Below are 16,786 nucleotides of genomic sequence, written 5' to 3' on the forward strand. Positions count from 1 at the left end.
GTGGTCTTGATGTCAACAATTCGGCCGGTGTTTTATGTCTCCGATGGAACCGGTATCACCGCTGAAACGATTGGGCATAGCCTGCTCACCCAGTTCAGCGGATTCAACTTCGTCACCGACCGCATGTCGTTCATTGACGATGCAGAAAAAGCGCGCGACGCCGCGATGCGCGTGCGCGCTGCCGGCGAGCGTTACCAGGTGCGTCCGGTGGTGGTCAATTCCTGCGTGGATCCGCAGCTGAGCATGATCCTGGCCGAAAGCGGTGCGCTGATGCTGGATGTGTTTGCGCCCTTCATCGAGCCGCTGGAGCGCGAGCTCAACGCGCCGCGGCACTCGCGCGTGGGCCGCGCGCACGGCATGGTCGATTTCGAGACCTATCACCGCCGCATCAATGCGATGAACTTCGCGTTGAGCCACGACGACGGCATTGCGCTCAACTACGACGAGGCCGATGTGATTCTGGTGGCGGTATCGCGTGCAGGCAAGACGCCAACGTGCATCTATCTGGCCTTGCATTACGGCATCCGCGCCGCCAACTATCCGTTGACAGAAGAAGATCTGGAAAACGAACGCCTGCCGCCGCGCTTGCGCAACTACCGCAACAAGTTGTTCGGCCTGACCATCGACCCGGAGCGTCTGCAGCAGATCCGCCAGGAGCGTCGTGCCAACTCGCGCTACAGCGCGGCCGAGACCTGCCGACGCGAGGTTGCAACTGCCGAGCGCATGTTCCAGATGGAGCGCATTCCCACGCTCAGCACCACCAACACGTCGATCGAAGAAATCTCCAGCAAGGTGTTGTCGACCCTGGGGCTGCAGCGCGAGATGTTCTGAGCCCGGATTGGCGCGGCGGGCTTGCGGGCTGTGCACGGGGGTTGGGCAACCGGGCGGCGTCCACCATCCGGGTGCTGCCGCGACGCCGCTGACGGCTTGCTGGCAGTGCGATGGAAATCAAGCGGGCGGGGCAGTGCTCCGCCAAGGTAGGCCTGTCATTGGGCTCTCGTCAATGCTGCCCGTGCGGCAGCGCAGCGTGTAGGATCGGTGCATGGCCCAAGCATTGAGCAAACTCGAAATCATCCCCCGTCTGAGCCGTTTCGGCTGGCTGATGGGGTTGTACGCAGAAAACTTCCAGCATCTCACCCGCCTGTTTGCGCCGGCCGATCTGGCGCCTGGGTCGTATGTGTCGTCGATCGGCGATGGGCTGAACCTGCGGCTGGACGTGATCGAATGCCATCGCTACACCGTCGAGCTGCGCCTGACCTACGACCTGTGCGACCCGGTGACCGGTGAGCCGGACCCGTCTGCATATGTGCGTCTGTACCGCGATGCACGCCAGGCCGAGACCACCCATTGCTACGTGGGCCGTCGCTGGCAGGACGTGATGGGCATGTTTCCGCCGCCGGCCGAGCTGATCAGCCATCGCATGCGCATGAATACCTTCCTGGGCAAGTGGCTGGAATACCTGGCCGAACGCGGCCATGGGGTTGCCACCCTGCGGCTGGATACCGACTACGTGGCGCCGCCGCGGCCCAGCGCGCAGGTAATTGTCGGTTAAGCGCACTCAGTAGCGGGTGCCTGGGCGTCGTCAGCGAGCGCGGCCGTTGGGCGGGGGCGGCGAGTTGTCTGCAAGCGGGTCGGGCCTGGCCCGTGCCAAGCGCAGCCGATGCACCTGTGCCACGACTGCACGTCAGCCGGTCGCTGTCTGCGCCACGCGGGATGCGTGGCATCGGTCATACTGATGCGCTTCGTTGCAGATCGCGCGCCATGCCCTATACCCCGATTGTCGCCACGCTTGGCTACCTGTTGTCGCCGGACGGCACGCAGGTGCTGATGATCCACCGCAATGCCCGCCCCGGTGATCAACACCTGGGCAAGTACAACGGGCTCGGCGGCAAGGTGGAGCCGGACGAAGACGTGCTGGCCTGCATGCGGCGCGAGATCCGCGAAGAAGCCGGCGTGGAGTGCGGTGACATGCAATTGCGCGGCACCATGAGCTGGCCCGGGTTCGGCAAGCAGGGCGAGGATTGGTTGGGGTTCGTGTTCCTGATCCGCAGCTTCGACGGCACCCCGCAGACCTCCAATCCGGAAGGCACGCTGGAATGGGTGCCGCTTGCGCAGATGGACCAGGTGCCGATGTGGGAGGGCGACCGCAACTTCCTGCCGCTGGTGTTCGATGGCGACCCGCGCCCCTTCCATGGGGTGATGCCGTATCGCGACGGGCGCATGCAATCGTGGAGCTATTCGCGGGTCTGATCGATTGCCGTTGGGCTGTCCTGCACGGCCGCCGCGCGTCGGGCCGCCGGCATGTCACGTCGCGCTCGCCGGGCTCACCGGTGCCGTCGGCGATCTTCGTCATCAGCAAGGCGCGATTACCCGCACAGTTTTCCACATGGCCTGTGGATGGACGCTGCGCAAGTCTGTGGACAAGTGCGCAGCCCCCTTGCGGCGCAACACGCTTGCGCTGGCTGGTCAAAATTTCGCCAGTGCGTTTATTGGGCGGTCCAGCCGCCATCGATGGCGATGGATTGCCCGGTGATGTTGCGGGCCGCATGCGACATCAGGAATGCTACCGTGCCGGCCAGCTCGTCGTACTCGATGAAGGCGCCCTTGGGCATCGGCTTGAGCATCACATCGCGGATCACCGCCTCTTCGGCAATGCCACGCGTGCGCGCCTGGTCGGCGATCTGGCGCTCCACCAGCGGCGTGCGCACATAGCTGGGGCAGAGCGTGTTGACGGTGATGTCGCAGTCGGCGGTTTCCAGCGCAATCACCTTGGCCAGGCCGACCAGGCCATGCTTGGCGGCCACATACGCGCTCTTGTAGGGGCTGGCGACCAGCGAATGGATGCTGCCGACGTTGACGATACGGCCATAGCCTGCCGCGCGCATGCCCGGCAGCACTGCACGGCTGAGCCGAGCCGCACCGGTCAGCATGACCTCGACCAGCAGCGCCCAACGCTGCATCGGGAAGTCTTCCAACGCAGCCACCTGCTGCAGGCCGGCGTTGTTCACCAGCACCTGCGGGGGCTGCGAGGCGCTGGACAGCGCACGCGCGATGCTGTCGTCGTCGGTGACATCCAGCACAAGGGCCTCGGCCGAGCCGCCCGCGTTCCGTATGCGCTGGGCCGTGTGCCCGGCAGCGGTCTGGTCCATGTCGCTGACCAGCAGATGGTGGCCGTCGCTTGCCAGGTGGGTGGCGATGCCGGCGCCAATGCCGCTGCCCGCGCCGGTGATCAGGATGCTGCGCATCGGGAGTCCTTCTCTGTGACGCGCGGCCAGGAGCGGCCACGCTGATCGCCAGCCTAGCGGACGAGGGCGAAACGGTCGCCTGCATGGCGCGCGCGCGTTACCCTTTGCGCCTCGCTCTGATCAGGTTCCGCATGAAACGCCATTTTTCGATGCTGCGCGATTTCCAACTTGCGGACTGGTTCACGCTCGCCAACGCCTTCTGCGGGACCGGGGCTGTCTTCGCCTCGATGCGGTTCCTGCAGGAAGGACACCGGGGCGACCTGTTGCTGGGCATGGCGTTGATTCCGCTGGCATTCGTCTTCGACGCGCTGGACGGGCACGTCGCGCGTTGGCGCAAGGCGTCCTCCACCCTCGGCCGTGAGCTGGATTCGCTGGCCGACGTGATCTCCTTCGGCGTGGCGCCGGCGGCGCTTGGTTACGCCTGCGGCATGCGTGGCGGCTGGGACTGGCTGGTCCTGAGCTATTTCGTCTGCTGCGGCGTGAGCCGGCTGGCGCGCTACAACGTGACCGCCGAAGAGATCGCCGGCGAGGCCGACAAGGTGCCGTACTTCGAAGGCACGCCGATTCCGACCAGTCTGGTGCTGGTGATCCTGCTCGCGGTCGCCGCCAGCACCGGCCACATCGGCCAATCCCTGTGGTGGGGCCAGTGGCAGCTCGGGCCATGGCAGTTCCATCCGTTGGTGCTGCTGTTCGCCATCTCCGGCTCGCTGATGATCAGCAAGACGTTGCGGATTCCCAAACCCTGAGCGGCACGCCTGGTCTCACGCGGTAGGATGGCTCGGTGGATCGTCACAGGAGGGCATGATGGCTAGCAGCGGTTCGGGCAACGGCAATGTCGAGGACAAGGCACGCCAGTATTGGGCCGCCTGGGGAGACGCCATGCGCCACGGCCAGTCCGGGTCCGCCGCGCAGCCACCGCCGGCGCCCGGCGGCGACGCCCCGCAGGACTGGCGCAAGGCGGTGGACTGGTGGTCGCAGTTGCTGCCCACCCAGGCCGCGCCGCAGGCGCAGGAAGCCATCGATCGCTTTCGGACCCAGGCTGGCGGCTGGTTCGGCACCATGCAACAGGTGGCCGGGCAGTTCGCGGGCCGCGATACCTCCGCCAATGAAGTCTCCGATGCCTGGCGGCGTGCGGTGCAGGGGCAGGGCGAACAACTGATGCAGTGGACGCTGGGCTCGCTGCGCGGCGGCGGCCCGGGTGGCTTCGACCCGTGGTTGCAGGAGGCGGCACAGACCCTGGGCAAATGGCGCGAGGAAAACGCGCCGTGGCTGGACATGCCAGCCTTCGGCTTGAACCGCAATCATCAGGCGCGCCTGCAGAAACTGGCGCGCGCGCAACAGGACTATCAGGCGCAGTCGCAGGCCTATGGCGAGCAACTCAAGGCCGCGATCGAGCAGGCTTTCACCCGGTTCACCACCAAGCTGAGCGAGCACGAGAGCAGCGGCAGCCAGCTGACCAGCGCGCGCGCCCTGTTCGATCTGTGGATCGAGGCGGCCGAAGAATCCTATGCCGATGTCGCGTTGTCGGATCAGTTCCGCGACGTGTACGGCGGTTTCGCCAACGCGCATATGCGCTTGCGCGCGGCCTTGCAGGAGGAAGTAGAGCAACTCAGCGAGCGCTTCGGGATGCCGACGCGCTCGGAGATGGATGCCGCCCATCGCCGTATCGCAGAACTGGAGCGCGCGGTGCGACGGATGCTGCGTACCGCCGCCGCCAGCACCCGGACGGCGGGCAAGCCTGCCGACGCCACCCCGGACGAGCCGCAGGCCGCGCCCCCGCCAAGGCGCGCAGCGGCGCCCAAATCCGCCGCTGCGCGCAAGCCGGCCGCTGCAACCGATGCAGCAAAGACGACCGCCCCCAGGAAACCTGCGGCCAGGAAGACCGCAGCTGCAGCAGCTGCGGCCAAAAAGCCCGCGACAGCGAAAGCCACATCGAAACCCTCGTCCGGCAAGGCGTCCGCCGGTAAGCCGTCCGCACGCCCGCCACGTGGAGCCAAGGCATGAAAGGGCCGTTGGGATTCAGCGCCGAAGACCTGATGCAGGAAACCCTGTCGCTGCAACGCAAGCTGCGCGAAGGCCTGAAACTGCTGCCCGGTGTGGAAGACGTCGACTACGGGGTGACCGAGCGCGAGGAAATCTGGCGCGACGGCAAGGTGGTGCTGTATCGCTTTGTCGGCGAGCAGGCGCCGGTGGCCAAGACGCCGCTGCTGATCGTGTACGCGTTGGTCAATCGCCCGTACATGGTGGATCTGCAGGCCGATCGATCGCTGGTCAAGGGCCTGCTGAGTCACGGCCAGGACGTGTATGTGCTGGACTGGGGCTACCCGGATCGCTCCGAGCGCTACCTCACGCTCGAAGACTATCTGCTGCGCTACATCGATGGCGCGGTGGATCACCTGCGTGCGCAATCAGGGCTGGATGCGGTGGACGTGCTGGGCATCTGCCAGGGCGGCACCTTTTCGCTGTGCTACGCCGCGCTGCAACGGCACAAGGTGCGCAACCTGATCACCATGGTGACGCCGGTGGATTTCCACACGCCCGACAACATGCTGTCCAACTGGGCGCGCATGGTCGATGTGGATCTGTTCGTGGACACCATGGGCAACGTGCCGGCCGATCTGATGAACGCCAGTTACCTGATGCTCAAGCCGTTCCGGCTCAACCTCCAGAAATACGTCGGCTTGCTCGACATCCTCGACGACAAGCAGGCGCTGGAGGACTTCTTGCGCATGGAAAAGTGGATCTTCGATTCGCCGGATCTGGCGGGCGAGGCGTTCCGCGAATTCGTGACGTTGTTCTACCATCGCAACGGGCTGGTCACCGGCCAGGTGAGCATCGGCGGGCAGGCGGTGGATCTGCAGGACGTGGACATGCCGGTGCTCAACATCTACGCCGAACACGACCATCTGGTGCCGCCCGATGCCTCGCGTGCACTGCGTGGGCTGGTTGGCAGCGACGACTACAGCGAGCTGAGTTTTCGCGGTGGGCACATCGGGATCTACGTGTCCGGACGTGCCCAGCGCGAGGTGCCGGTGGCGATCCATCGCTGGTTGCAGGAGCGCGACCGCAGCGCCTGACGCGCCGCGTGCAACCGCCGATCCGTGTGCGATCGCCGCCCATCACGGCCCGCTGCCGCGCGGTTTTTTAGACTGCGCGCTACGTTTCGAGGAGCCTTCCCATGGCCACCACTGCACTGTCCCGCTCCCTCAATGACCGCATGATCGCCGGCGTCGTCGGCGGCATCGCGCGCCGTCTCGGCTGGAGCTCAACGCTGCTGCGCATCCTGTTCGTGATCGTCTCGATCGCCTCGGCTGCGTTTCCTGGCATCCTGGTCTACCTGATCTTGTGGCTGCTGATCCCCAATCAGGCCGACTGAGCCGGTTGCGGCTGGCACGATCGGCATGGCTGCTGCTGGGCGCGTTGTGGACGCTGCCCAACACCGTGCTTGGCCTATTGATCGGTGCGGTCGGCAGTTGTTTTGGCGCGCGTCCGCGCTGGTCGGGCCACGAGCTTGCGCTTGTTTTTCATGGCTGGCCCTGGGGGCCGGGCGGGGCGATGACGCTGGGCAATGTGATCCTGCTCAAGGGCGCATCGCTGGATCTGCAATGCAGCACCTATGCGCACGCGGCCGGCCGCTGCGAGCATCCGCCGGTGCGCCTGGGCGATCACGAGCGTGCACATGTCTATCAATACATGCTGCTCGGGCCGCTGTTCCTGCCGGTGTATCTCATCTGCGGCGGCATCCATGTGCGCAATCCGCTGGAGCGGGCGGCCGACGCTTATGCAATGCACGGCCGCGGTTGGTGGCCGTGGTGGTCTTAGGCACTGCAATGGATCTGCAGTGGCTGGCAACGCTTCCGCGCTCACCGCCAGGCCTGTGCCCATCCTGGTCATGAGCGCACCATCCATGCCCGCCTGCCGACTGCTCGCGATCTGTGTCAGTCCCTCGTGGTGACAGCCACACACTCAGCGGCTGCGCTGCAAGACGGCATCCCCTCTCAACCCAAGCGCGAAAATCCGAACAGTTCCGACAACGGGTGCGGCTTTCCTTCCAGTTGCGCACGCAGCAAGCCGGCGCCGATTGCGCTGTAGGTGATGCCGTTGCCGCCGTAGGCCATCGCGAACGATACGCGTGGGCCTTGCTCGGCATGCGTGCCGAAGAAGGGTAGGCCGTCGGCGGTTTCGGCAAACGTGCCGCCCCACGAAAACACCGGGCGTAGACGCGCGTCCGGCATGGTCTTGCCGATCTTTTTCAGCAGCGTCTTCAATTTGCCCTGCACGCGCGCATCGCGGCGTGCGGGGATGTCCACGTTGTCGTCTTCGCCACCGGCCACCACACGGCCATCGGGGGTGCTGCGCATGTACAGATACGGGCGTGCGGTCTCCCACATCATGGTGTGCTTGAGCGCGCCGATCTCGCTGTCGTGCAGCGGGTCGGTCACGAAGGCATAGCTGCTGCGATTGCGTGCCACGCGCTGCGACAGCCACTGCTGGTTGCCATAGCCTGCAGCCAGGATCACGTGCTTGGCGTGCAGCACGACGCCATCGCGCGTGCGCAACTGGACGTGTTGATCGTGCGGGATGATGGCGGCGATGGTGGTGCGATCGAAGATGCGTGCGCCGTATTGCTCGCATTCGGCAAACAGGCGGTAGCAGAGGCGATACGGGTCGACGCTGGCGGCAAGGCGGCTGAGGATTGCGCCGTCCGACCGCACGCCGTAATCGTGCCATAACGCCTCGCGGTCGACCCATTCCACCGGCAGCCGATGCGTCTGGCGTGCGTCGAGCTCGTCTCGCAGGTCGCTCAGATCGCGTGCACGGCTGGCGTAATACAGGCTGTCCTGGCGGGTGAAATCGCAACCGCCAACGCTGTCGCACAGATCCTGCAGATCGACGATGGCCTGCGCGCAGGCGCCATAAGCCAGTGCGGCCGCCGGCATGCCATGTTGTTTGGCCAACTCGATCATCGGCGTATCGATTTCGTATTGCAGCAAGGCGGTGCTGGCCGAGGTGCTGCCCCAGCCGATCTCGCGTTGTTCGACCACCACCACTTCATGGCCATTGCGCAGCAGTTCGTGCGCGATCAGCGCCGCGGTCACTCCACCGCCCACAATCACCACCTCGCTGTGGATGTCTTGCTCCAGGCGTGGATAGGCATGCATCAATCCGTTTCGGATCGACCAGAACGGGTAGCCACTTTTGAGGTCCATGCGATCTCGTGAGAACTGGGGATCGCGATTGGACAGCCGAGCGCGGTGAAGTCGCCGTGAGGCGAGCCTTGCCTGGAAGCCGTCACCAAACCGCAAACAGCCGGCGTTAACGTGCGTGGAAAGCTCCTCACGGCGCGCTCGTTATGCTCGCGCCCCAACGCAGCAACTGCAACAAGAGGGTGTGGCATGTCGATTGTCCTGTACGTCGGTGGCAGCAAAGATGGCGACAAGGGCGTTGTGCCTTACGGGTTCAGCAAGTCGCGGGCGATGACCGACGCCGGCCCGGAGGTGTATGTGGAACGGATGGTGCCGCTGAAGGACGTCGGCAAGATCCGCGTCATGGCACTGGAATCCCTGCACGAAAGCATTCTGGTCGAACGCGCCGCCACCCATTACGCGCACCGCGCCAGCTGAGCGCGGCGGCATAGGTTTACGACCACGCTGTCAACGGGTTTCCGTGACGGGCCCGCACTGCGAAAATGCTTTTTTTCAGTGAAGCGGTTCATGCCGCGCCGTCATGCACGATAGCCAGCTTGCCCAGCAGATTGCTCGCACCATTGCCGATGAGATCGGTGCCCAACCCGCCCAGGCGCGTGCCGCCATCGCCCTCCTCGACGAAGGCGCCAGCGTGCCGTTCATCGCCCGCTACCGAAAGGAAGTCACTGGCGGCCTGGACGATACCCAGCTCCGTAACCTGGAAACGCGCCTGACCTATCTGCGCGAGCTGGAAGACCGCCGCGCGGCGATCCTGTCCAGCATTGGCGAGCAGGGCAAACTCAGCGACGAACTACGCAACGAGATCGCCGCTGCCGACACCAAGTCGCGGCTGGAAGACCTGTATCTGCCCTACAAGCCCAAGCGCCGCACGCGCGCGCAGATCGCGCGTGAAGCCGGGCTGGAGCCGTTGGCCGATGGCTTGCTGGCCGATCCGACGCAGGCACCGGACGTCGCCGCTGCCGCATTCATCGACGCCGACAAGGGTGTGGCAGACGGCAAGGCTGCGCTGGAAGGCGCGCGCGCGATCCTGATGGAGCGCTGGGGCGAAGATGCCGCGCTGGTCGGTGAACTGCGCAGCTGGCTCAACGACAACGGGGTGATCCGCGCGCGCGTGGCCGAGGGCAAGGAAGAGGCCGGGGCCAAGTACCGCGATTACTTCGACCATGCCGAGTCGCTGGCAAAGATTCCCTCGCACCGGTTGCTGGCGCTGTTTCGCGCGCGCCGCGAGGAGTTTCTGTACCTGGATCTGGACCCGGGTACCGATGCCGAAGCCGGGCATCAGTACGCCGAAGGCCGCGTGGCGCGCAGCGCCGGCATTTCCAACCAGGGCCGCCCGGCCGACCGCTGGTTGCTGGACGCCTGCCGGCTGACCTGGCGCGCCAAGCTGCACATGCACCTGCTGCTGGACCTGTTCAACCAGGCGCGCGAAAAAGCCGAGGCCGAGGCAATTGCCGTGTTCGGCGACAACCTCAAGGACCTGATGCTGGCCGCGCCCGCCGGTCCACGCGTGGTGCTGGGACTGGATCCGGGCATCCGCACCGGCTGCAAGATCGCCGTGGTCGATGCCACCGGCAAGCTGGTGGCCACCGAGACGATCTATCCGCATGAACCCAAGCGGCAGTGGGACCAGTCGCTGCAGACCATCAAGAAATTGTGCATGCAGCACAACGTGGAGCTGATCGCGATCGGCAACGGCACCGCCAGCCGCGAGACCGACAAACTGGCCGGCGAGGCGATTGCGTTGTGCGGGGCGGCCAAGTTGCAGAAGGTCGTCGTCAGCGAGGCGGGTGCGTCGGTGTATTCGGCGTCCGAGTTTGCCGCCAAGGAATTCCCCGAGTTGGATGTCTCGCTGCGCGGCGCGGTGTCGATCGCGCGGCGCCTGCAGGACCCGCTGGCCGAGCTGGTCAAGATCGAGCCCAAGGCGATCGGCGTGGGCCAGTACCAGCACGACGTGGATCAGTACCGCCTGGCCAAGGCGCTGGAGGCGCGGGTGGAAGACTGCGTCAACGCGGTCGGCGTTTACGTCAACACTGCCTCGGCGGCGCTGCTGTCGCGCGTGTCCGGCCTGTCCGGCACGGTGGCGGAGAATATCGTGCGCCATCGCGACGACAACGGCCCGTTCAAGCGCCGCAAGGACCTGCTCAAGGTGCCGCGTCTGGGCGACAAGACCTTCGAACAATGCGCCGGTTTCCTGCGCATCGCCGATGGCGACGAGCCGCTGGACGTGTCGGCGGTGCATCCGGAAGCCTATCCGGTGGTGGAGCGCATCGTGGCCAACACCGGCAAGCCGATCAAGGCGTTGCTGGGCGACGGCAGCTTCCTGCGCGGCCTCAAGCCGGAGTTGTTCACCGACGACCAGTTCGGCGTACCGACCGTGCGCGACATCCTCAAGGAGCTGGAAAAACCCGGTCGCGACCCACGCCCGGAGTTCAAGGCCGCGCAATTCGCCGAAGGCATCGAGGACATCAAGCACCTCAAGCCGGGCATGGTGCTGGAAGGCGTGGTGAGCAACGTGGCCGCGTTCGGCGCCTTCGTCGATATCGGTGTGCACCAGGATGGCCTGGTGCATATCTCGGCGTTGTCGGACACCTTCGTCAAGGATCCGCGCGATGTGGTCAAGGCCGGCGACATCGTCAAGGTCAAGGTGCTGGAAGTGGACGTGGCGCGCAAGCGCATCGCACTGACCTGCCGTCTGTCCGATACGCCGCCGGCGGCCGATGGCGCGGCGCAGTCGCGCGATACGCGCGGCAATGGCGGGCCGGGGCAGGGCCGTCGCGACGGTGGTGGTGGTGGACGTGGACCGGCGCAGGGCAACAGCAAGCCGCGCACCACCGCTCCACCGGCCGATAACGCACTGGCTGCCGCATTCGCCCGCGCCAAGCGCACCTGAGTCGTGCTGCCCGGCGTGGCGACTGGCTTGAAGTGATGGGGCAGCAACGTTGCAGATCAGTCGTGAGCGGCTGAGTGCAACGTGACTGCAGGGGCCTTGCCCGCCCACCATGGCGGGACACATGTCCCTGTGACTCGCCTGCCCAGCCTTACATCCACGCGTTGCAACTCTGGCAACCGTTCGGGCGACACAGGGGAGAAACCGGCGGGGGCACCCAGCTACACGACGATCGGTAACGATCCAGGCTCTCACAGTGGCCTGCGCCGGCTCTCAACGCCCAAACGCCAGAATCCGAGCAGATAAGGCTCTTCTGCGGCATCCATGTCGCATAAGGTCCCGCGACGGTGGGCGGGCTAAGGACCAGTCGAGATGGTCTGTGCGCATTGTTTTCAATAACGCGACCAGCCAACTCGTTGCTGCGGTGTCCCGCGAGCGGCGAGGGCACCGCACCCTCGACGACCTGCGCTTTTGACTGTATCCAACGAGCGACGCTACTACTCGAATGATGTTGTGCACATGCAGCCTGCAATGCAGTCGGGCGGCAATTGAAACGTGCCGGCTGCCAGGCGGTGCGCTCCCGCAAGACAGTGTGCACTCGCGATCAGGGCGTTGGCCTTCGTCCTTCTCCCTGCCTGCATTCTTTTAGTCAGCCGCTGTCGGGCGATCTCACGCCGCTCACGGTACCGCACGCATCGGCACCACCAAGCCTTCGATCAGATCGACCAGTCCTGGCGGCTCCACCGGCTTGCCCATATGCGCATCGAAACCGGCCGCCACCGCACGGTCGCGGTCTTCTTCGTGCACGTAGGCAGTCAGTGCGATTGCCGGGATATGCCGCGGCAGATCGGCGCGACCGGCACGCACGCTGCGGATCAGATCGTAACCATCGCGCAGCGGCATCGCGATGTCGCTGACCAGCACGTCGAAGGCCGCAGCGGCCAGACAGTGTTCGGCCGCATCCACCGAGCCGGCCGCCTGCACCTGTGCGCCGGCAAGTAACAGAAACTGCAGCACCGCCTCGCGCGAATCCTGATCGTCGTCGACCAGCAGCACCCGCACGCCGTCCAGCCGCCCATGGCAATCGGCCGGAAGCGGCCCATGCTGGCTCGAATCCACCGATTGCGGGCGCAGGCCACTGACCCCATGCTGGAACGGCAGCACGATGGTGAATGTCGCCCCCTTGCCTTCACCGGCGCTGGAGGCGCCAAGGCTGCCGCCGTGCAGATCCACCAACTGGCGCGAAATCGACAATCCCAGCCCGAGGCCGCCAACCCGGCGCGTGGTGCCGGCATCTGCCTGCCGAAACCGATCGAACACGTGCGGCAGGAAGTCCGGTGCGATGCCGATCCCGCTGTCCTGCACGCATAGCCGCAGACGCCCGTCCTCCACATCCAGGCCCACGCGCACGCTGCCACCGGGTGCGGTGAACTTGAGCGCATTGCTGAGCAGGTTGGTGAGCACCTGCTGCACGCGCCCGGCATCGCCAAAGAACCACAGCTCGCTACCAGCCGGTGCATCCAGTTCCAACGCGATGTCGCGCGCCAGTGCGGCCGGCTGCATCAGCTCCACGGTGCTGTGCGCCAATCCGGCAATGTCGAAATGCGCGGACTGCAGACGAATCTTGCCGGACAGGATCGCGCTCATGTCCAGCAGGTCGTCGATGATCTGCGTCTGCGCACGCGCGCTCCGCTCGATGATGACCAGGCCCTTTGCCATATTCTCCGGCGCGAAGCTCTGCGACTGCATCAGTCGCGACCACCCCAAAATCGCGTTGAGCGGCGTGCGCAATTCGTGGCTGAGCGTGGCCAGGAATTCGTCCTTGACCCGGCTGGCGTGTTCGGCCTGACCGCGCGCAGCGGTTTCCGCCTGCAGCGACAGCTTGAGCTTGGCATCCACGCGCGTGCGTTCGATCACGATGCCGGCCAGGTGTGATGCAGAGCGCGCCATCGCCTGTTCGCGCAGCGACGGCAGATATGGGCGGTCGTAGTAGATGTTGAGCGTGCCCAACACCTGACCATCGCTGGACAAGATCGGCGTCACGCAGCACGCCACGATGCCCAGCATCGCCGACACCGCATGATGAGGGCCGAAACTTGGCTCGGCCTGGAGATCGGCGCAGATGACCTGCCGGCCAAGATGCGCGGCGCGCGAGCAGGGCGGGCCACCCGGACCGATCGGGACCGGCTCGAAATTGCCGTGATACGCGATTGGAAAGTGCGGCGCCGAGCCGAAGCTCAAGGTGTGCCGCACTTCGTCCAGCACCATCACCGAGCAGTACAAGCCGATCTCACCGCGCGCCTCCACGCTCAATGCAATCGCATCCAGCACCACCGGCAACGGCGCGCCGGTGGTGATCAGGCTAAGGATCGCGCGGTCGGACGCGGTGGCATCTTCGATATGCTTGCGTTCGGAGATATCGGTGAGCGAGCCGATATGCCCGAGAAAACGTCCATCGCTGGCGAAATGCGGCGAGGCGGTATCGATGCACCAGCGGTACTGCCCGTCGTGGCGGCGCACGCGGTACTCGGCCAGGAATTCGCCGCGCCGTTCCAGTGCCTGTTCGAACGCCAGCCGTACGCGCCCGGCATCGTCCGGGTGCATCACGTCCCACCAGCCCTGATCCAGCGCCTGGTCTTCGGCTTGTCCGGTGAAGTGGTACCAGCGCGGGTTCCAGTACACGCAGGCGCCTTGCGCATCGGACATCCAGATCATTGCCGGCACCGTCTCGCACAGCGCACGGAAGCGGATTTCGCTCTCGCGCAATTGCTGCTCGAAGGTGCGGCGATCGTGGATGTCGGTATAGGTGCCGATCCATTCGCTGATGCGGCCGTCGTCGCCACGAACGGGCAGGGCGCGTGCCAGATGCCAACGCGCCTGGCCGTCGTACCGCAGCAATTCGCATTCGATCTCGTAGGCACGGGTGTCGAGCAGTGCGTCCTGCCACGTTTTCACAGACAACCGCAGGCCATCGGCGGTGTGGGCCCGATGCCACGCCGCGCTCTCGTTGTTGGCCGGATCCAGCCCGGTGTACTCGTACCAGCGTTGATTGAAGTAGTGCGGCTGCCCATCCGGTCCGGCAATGAAGATGATCTGCGGCAAGGTGTCGGCAAGCCGACGCAGACGCGCTTCGTTGGCCGCCAGTTGCTGCTGCGCCTTGGCCCGCTGCATCGACTCCCAGCAGCGTGCCGCCACCAGCCGCACCAGCTCGATCTCGCTCGACAACCAGCGTCGCGGTGCGCGTTGATGCACCCCGATCGCCGCGACCAGACGGCCATGTTTATGCAGCGGTATCGCCAACGATGCGCGCAGGCCGGAATGGCGATACTGCTCGGCCACATAGTCCGGCGCACCCGGTGCCATCGCATCGGTGGTGAACCAGGGCCGGTTTGCCAGCAGTGCATCGCGCAGACCTTGGGCCACTTCCATCGGAAAGTCGCCTTGCAGGCTCGGCATGTCCTGCACATGGTCGCTGATGACACGCATGATGCTGCCGTCTTCGGTCGCCAGTCCGAATGCGCAGCGGTTGGCCTGCAGATGTTCGCCCAGCAGGCGCACGCTGGTGTCGATGACGTGCCGTGGGTCGGAGACGTGTTGCAAGGCGTCTTCGAGCATCAGCAGAAAACTGTCGCGCCCTTCCACGCGCCGCTGCGCGGTGACATCAAAGCCGTGCACCAGGATCGCATCGACGCGGCCGTCGCTGTCGCGCATCGGCTGGTACAGAAAGTCCACGAAGGTTTCGTCGAGCATGCTGCCGGGTGTGCGCTGCAGATAGGCCGTCATCGATTCGCCGATGAAGGGCCGGCCGCTACGACGCACCTCGTCGAGCAGGCCGAGATAGCCTTGATCGGCGATCTCCGGCATCGCCTCCAGCAAGGGGCGGCCCAGCAATGGGCGCTCGCCGACAAGATCGTGGAAGCGTTGGTTGACGCTCTCGATGATGTAGTCGGGCCCCCGCAGCACCGCCATGAAGGCCGGTGATTGGTCGAGCGCTGGTGGCGCTGCAAGCGACACCGCATCGCTACGCCACTCGGGCGCACTGCGTGCGGACGCAGTGGCCACATACAACGCGCCTACCTGCCGGCCGGTCTCCAGGATCGGACTGCACGACCATGTCGACAGATTCAATGCAGTGCCTGCGCCGGCAGGCGGGTTGCCAGGGCTGTCGCTTGTCGTCAGCTCGGCAAGCGGCTGGCCGAATGCTGCAGGGTGCCGTGGGCCGAACGAAGCGATGCAGGCGTCGTTATAGATGCAGTGTGCGTGCTCGCCCCAGACCAGCAGCATCGGGTGCGCTGCGTGCAGGCACACCGACAGCGCGGTGCGCAGTGCCTGACTGCTGCAGAGCAGTGGGTCGGCCACGCATGCCGATGCCCTGACCAATGCTGCGGTTTCGCTCGTCTGCGGTAACAGACCGGCAAACGGCGAGGCGGCATTCTCCATCCAGCAACCACCTGCAAATCTTCGATGCCTGATTCTAGTGACAACCGCTCAGCTGGCAACTGCAGCCGACACCCGGTCAGAGGGCGACCAGGCAACCAGGGACGGTCAGCTGCTGGCGCCGCTCAGCTGCCGCGCACGCGACAGCGCACCGACAAGTTCTTCGGACAGATAGGGCTTGGTCAGAATGACGCCGCGTTCGAAGCCGCTGGGAATGCTGCCGCTGGCAACGCCGGTTGCCAGTACAAAGGGAATGCCGCGCTCCGACAGCAGGCGGGCAACCGGCTCGCTGGTCTGGCCATTGCCCAGGCGATAGTCCAGCACGGCGATATCCGGCGCATCATCCTGGATCAACTGCAGCGCGTCCTGCACCTCGCCGACAGGACCGACCACAGCCGCACCGGCGTGGACAAGCTGCAACTCGAGCAGCATGGCATTCATGTCATCGTTTTCGACCACGAGTACCCGAACTCCACGCAACACCGACATTGCTTACTCCTTCACCAAGTCGGCCAGTATATCGGGGCTGGTCTGTCACGGCGCTGCCGATGCCGCTTGCACCTGAATTCGTCAGGAGCGTCCTGACACTGTTCGTTTCATTCGCAAGCCGCTATACTGCGCGGCCACGCCGAAGTGGCGGAATCGGTAGACGCAGCGGACTCAAAATCCGCCGCCCTTAAAAGCGTGTGGGTTCGAGTCCCACCTTCGGCACCAAGATGTTGCAGTGATAGCAAAGCCCTTCCGGCGCAATCCGGAGGGGCTTTTTGCTGTAGGCCGGCTTGCCGTGCAGGCGAGCGCTTTCACCCTGTCGCGAAGTGCGCGACGAGTACTGGTGAAGCGTCCGTCCGTGGTGGGCGGCATCAACGTTGCCCCGTTGCGCAGGCGTCGTTGCGTTGTCTGTCGTCGGTATCGATCCATCGTCTGGTGGCAGTCGTCATGCCTCACCGAACCAAGCTTTCGCTGCGCATAACAGGGGTACCGGATGGCGTTGCAGGCACGCAGTCATCACG

The 16,786-nt window shown here is 65.3% G+C and carries 14 protein-coding genes, 1 tRNA gene and 1 pseudogene; 11 read left to right on the forward strand and 5 right to left on the reverse strand.

Annotated elements, in window-relative coordinates:
* The first annotated feature begins 9 nt into the window (after nt 1–9).
* The 3 genes from FHY18_RS00310 to FHY18_RS00320 all read left to right on the forward strand — a co-directional run bounded on the left by FHY18_RS00310 (nt 10) and on the right by FHY18_RS00320 (nt 2,250).
* Nucleotides 10–831, forward strand: a complete 822-nt coding sequence (locus FHY18_RS00310) for a pyruvate, water dikinase regulatory protein (protein ID WP_005995409.1) — start codon at nt 10–12, stop codon at nt 829–831.
* A 211-nt stretch (nt 832–1,042) separates the two neighbouring features.
* Entirely contained in the window at nt 1,043–1,552 is a 510-nt protein-coding gene (locus tag FHY18_RS00315) for a DUF1249 domain-containing protein (RefSeq protein ID WP_259149210.1), read from the forward strand.
* Nucleotides 1,553–1,761: 209 nt separating this feature from the next.
* On the forward strand, nt 1,762–2,250 hold the full coding sequence (locus FHY18_RS00320; protein WP_259149211.1) for an 8-oxo-dGTP diphosphatase: 489 nt from the start codon (nt 1,762–1,764) through the stop codon (nt 2,248–2,250).
* Between the two features lie 236 nt (nt 2,251–2,486).
* Here the strand turns inward: FHY18_RS00320 and FHY18_RS00325 are convergent, their stop codons facing one another.
* On the reverse strand, nt 2,487–3,245 hold the full coding sequence (locus FHY18_RS00325) for a 3-hydroxybutyrate dehydrogenase (protein WP_259149212.1): 759 nt from the start codon (nt 3,243–3,245) through the stop codon (nt 2,487–2,489).
* An 83-nt stretch (nt 3,246–3,328) separates the two neighbouring features.
* Here FHY18_RS00325 and FHY18_RS00330 point away from each other — a divergent pair, with 83 nt between their 5' ends.
* The 5 genes from FHY18_RS00330 to FHY18_RS00350 all read left to right on the forward strand — a co-directional run bounded on the left by FHY18_RS00330 (nt 3,329) and on the right by FHY18_RS00350 (nt 7,067).
* Nucleotides 3,329–3,991 carry a CDP-alcohol phosphatidyltransferase family protein gene (locus FHY18_RS00330; RefSeq protein ID WP_259149214.1) on the forward strand — a complete coding sequence of 221 codons (663 nt, stop codon included), beginning with the start codon at nt 3,329–3,331 and terminating at the stop codon, nt 3,989–3,991.
* 55 nt (nt 3,992–4,046) lie between these two features.
* Entirely contained in the window at nt 4,047–5,249 is a 1,203-nt protein-coding gene (phaE, locus tag FHY18_RS00335; protein ID WP_259149216.1) for a class III poly(R)-hydroxyalkanoic acid synthase subunit PhaE, read from the forward strand.
* Nucleotides 5,246–6,322 (forward strand): class III poly(R)-hydroxyalkanoic acid synthase subunit PhaC, encoded by a 1,077-nt coding sequence (locus FHY18_RS00340; protein ID WP_259149221.1) that lies wholly within the window; start codon nt 5,246–5,248, stop codon nt 6,320–6,322. Before phaE ends, FHY18_RS00340 begins: the two co-directional genes overlap by 4 nt.
* 101 nt (nt 6,323–6,423) lie before the next feature.
* Entirely contained in the window at nt 6,424–6,621 is a 198-nt protein-coding gene (locus FHY18_RS00345) for a PspC domain-containing protein (protein WP_259149222.1), read from the forward strand.
* 11 nt (nt 6,622–6,632) lie between these two features.
* A complete protein-coding gene (locus FHY18_RS00350) occupies nt 6,633–7,067 on the forward strand; it encodes a hypothetical protein (RefSeq protein WP_259152439.1) in 435 nt (144 codons plus the stop codon).
* A 176-nt stretch (nt 7,068–7,243) separates the two neighbouring features.
* Here the strand turns inward: FHY18_RS00350 and FHY18_RS00355 are convergent, their stop codons facing one another.
* A complete protein-coding gene (locus FHY18_RS00355) occupies nt 7,244–8,455 on the reverse strand; it encodes an FAD-dependent oxidoreductase (protein ID WP_259149224.1) in 1,212 nt (403 codons plus the stop codon).
* Nucleotides 8,456–8,641: 186 nt separating this feature from the next.
* Between FHY18_RS00355 and FHY18_RS00360 the strand changes: the two genes are divergently transcribed.
* Entirely contained in the window at nt 8,642–8,869 is a 228-nt protein-coding gene (locus tag FHY18_RS00360) for a hypothetical protein (protein ID WP_259149227.1), read from the forward strand.
* Between the two features lie 103 nt (nt 8,870–8,972).
* A complete protein-coding gene (locus tag FHY18_RS00365; protein ID WP_259149228.1) occupies nt 8,973–11,342 on the forward strand; it encodes a Tex family protein in 2,370 nt (789 codons plus the stop codon).
* Between the two features lie 675 nt (nt 11,343–12,017).
* Here FHY18_RS00365 and FHY18_RS00370 read toward each other — a convergent pair.
* The 3 genes and pseudogenes from FHY18_RS00370 to FHY18_RS00375 form a co-directional block, all read right to left on the reverse strand.
* A complete protein-coding gene (locus FHY18_RS00370; RefSeq protein ID WP_326521194.1) occupies nt 12,018–15,401 on the reverse strand; it encodes a PAS domain S-box protein in 3,384 nt (1,127 codons plus the stop codon).
* Nucleotides 15,399–15,779, reverse strand: a pseudogene (locus FHY18_RS22030) (histidine kinase); the annotation flags it as partial. The pseudogene FHY18_RS22030 and the gene FHY18_RS00370, both read right to left, overlap by 3 nt.
* A gap of 105 nt (nt 15,780–15,884) precedes the next feature.
* The gene (locus FHY18_RS00375; protein WP_046964096.1) at nt 15,885–16,265 is read right to left on the reverse strand and encodes a response regulator; all 381 of its coding nucleotides are present in this window, start codon (nt 16,263–16,265) and stop codon (nt 15,885–15,887) included.
* A 138-nt stretch (nt 16,266–16,403) separates the two neighbouring features.
* Between FHY18_RS00375 and FHY18_RS00380 the strand changes: the two genes are divergently transcribed.
* A tRNA-Leu gene (locus tag FHY18_RS00380) sits at nt 16,404–16,490 on the forward strand.
* Nucleotides 16,491–16,786: the final 296 nt, after the last annotated feature.

The organism is Xanthomonas sp. 3793 (assembly GCF_024806835.1).
In the GTDB taxonomy this organism is placed as follows: Bacteria; Pseudomonadota; Gammaproteobacteria; order Xanthomonadales; family Xanthomonadaceae; genus Xanthomonas; species Xanthomonas arboricola_F.

Excerpts from the sequence above, each read along its gene's own strand:
- FHY18_RS00345 (WP_259149222.1), top strand. The coding sequence starts at position 6,424 with ATGGCCACCACTGCACTGTCCCGCTCCCTCAATGACCGCATGATCGCC.
- FHY18_RS00330 (WP_259149214.1), top strand. The coding sequence starts at position 3,329 with ATGGCGCGCGCGCGTTACCCTTTGCGCCTCGCTCTGATCAGGTTCCGC.
- FHY18_RS00340 (WP_259149221.1), top strand. The coding sequence starts at position 5,246 with ATGAAAGGGCCGTTGGGATTCAGCGCCGAAGACCTGATGCAGGAAACC.
- FHY18_RS00360 (WP_259149227.1), top strand. The coding sequence starts at position 8,642 with ATGTCGATTGTCCTGTACGTCGGTGGCAGCAAAGATGGCGACAAGGGC.
- FHY18_RS00310 (WP_005995409.1), top strand. The coding sequence starts at position 10 with ATGTCAACAATTCGGCCGGTGTTTTATGTCTCCGATGGAACCGGTATC.
- FHY18_RS00365 (WP_259149228.1), top strand. The coding sequence starts at position 8,973 with ATGCACGATAGCCAGCTTGCCCAGCAGATTGCTCGCACCATTGCCGAT.
- phaE (WP_259149216.1), top strand. The coding sequence starts at position 4,047 with ATGATGGCTAGCAGCGGTTCGGGCAACGGCAATGTCGAGGACAAGGCA.
- FHY18_RS00325 (WP_259149212.1), bottom strand. The coding sequence starts at position 3,245 with ATGCGCAGCATCCTGATCACCGGCGCGGGCAGCGGCATTGGCGCCGGC.
- FHY18_RS00320 (WP_259149211.1), top strand. The coding sequence starts at position 1,762 with ATGCCCTATACCCCGATTGTCGCCACGCTTGGCTACCTGTTGTCGCCG.
- FHY18_RS00375 (WP_046964096.1), bottom strand. The coding sequence starts at position 16,265 with ATGTCGGTGTTGCGTGGAGTTCGGGTACTCGTGGTCGAAAACGATGAC.
- FHY18_RS00315 (WP_259149210.1), top strand. The coding sequence starts at position 1,043 with ATGGCCCAAGCATTGAGCAAACTCGAAATCATCCCCCGTCTGAGCCGT.
- FHY18_RS00355 (WP_259149224.1), bottom strand. The coding sequence starts at position 8,455 with ATGGACCTCAAAAGTGGCTACCCGTTCTGGTCGATCCGAAACGGATTG.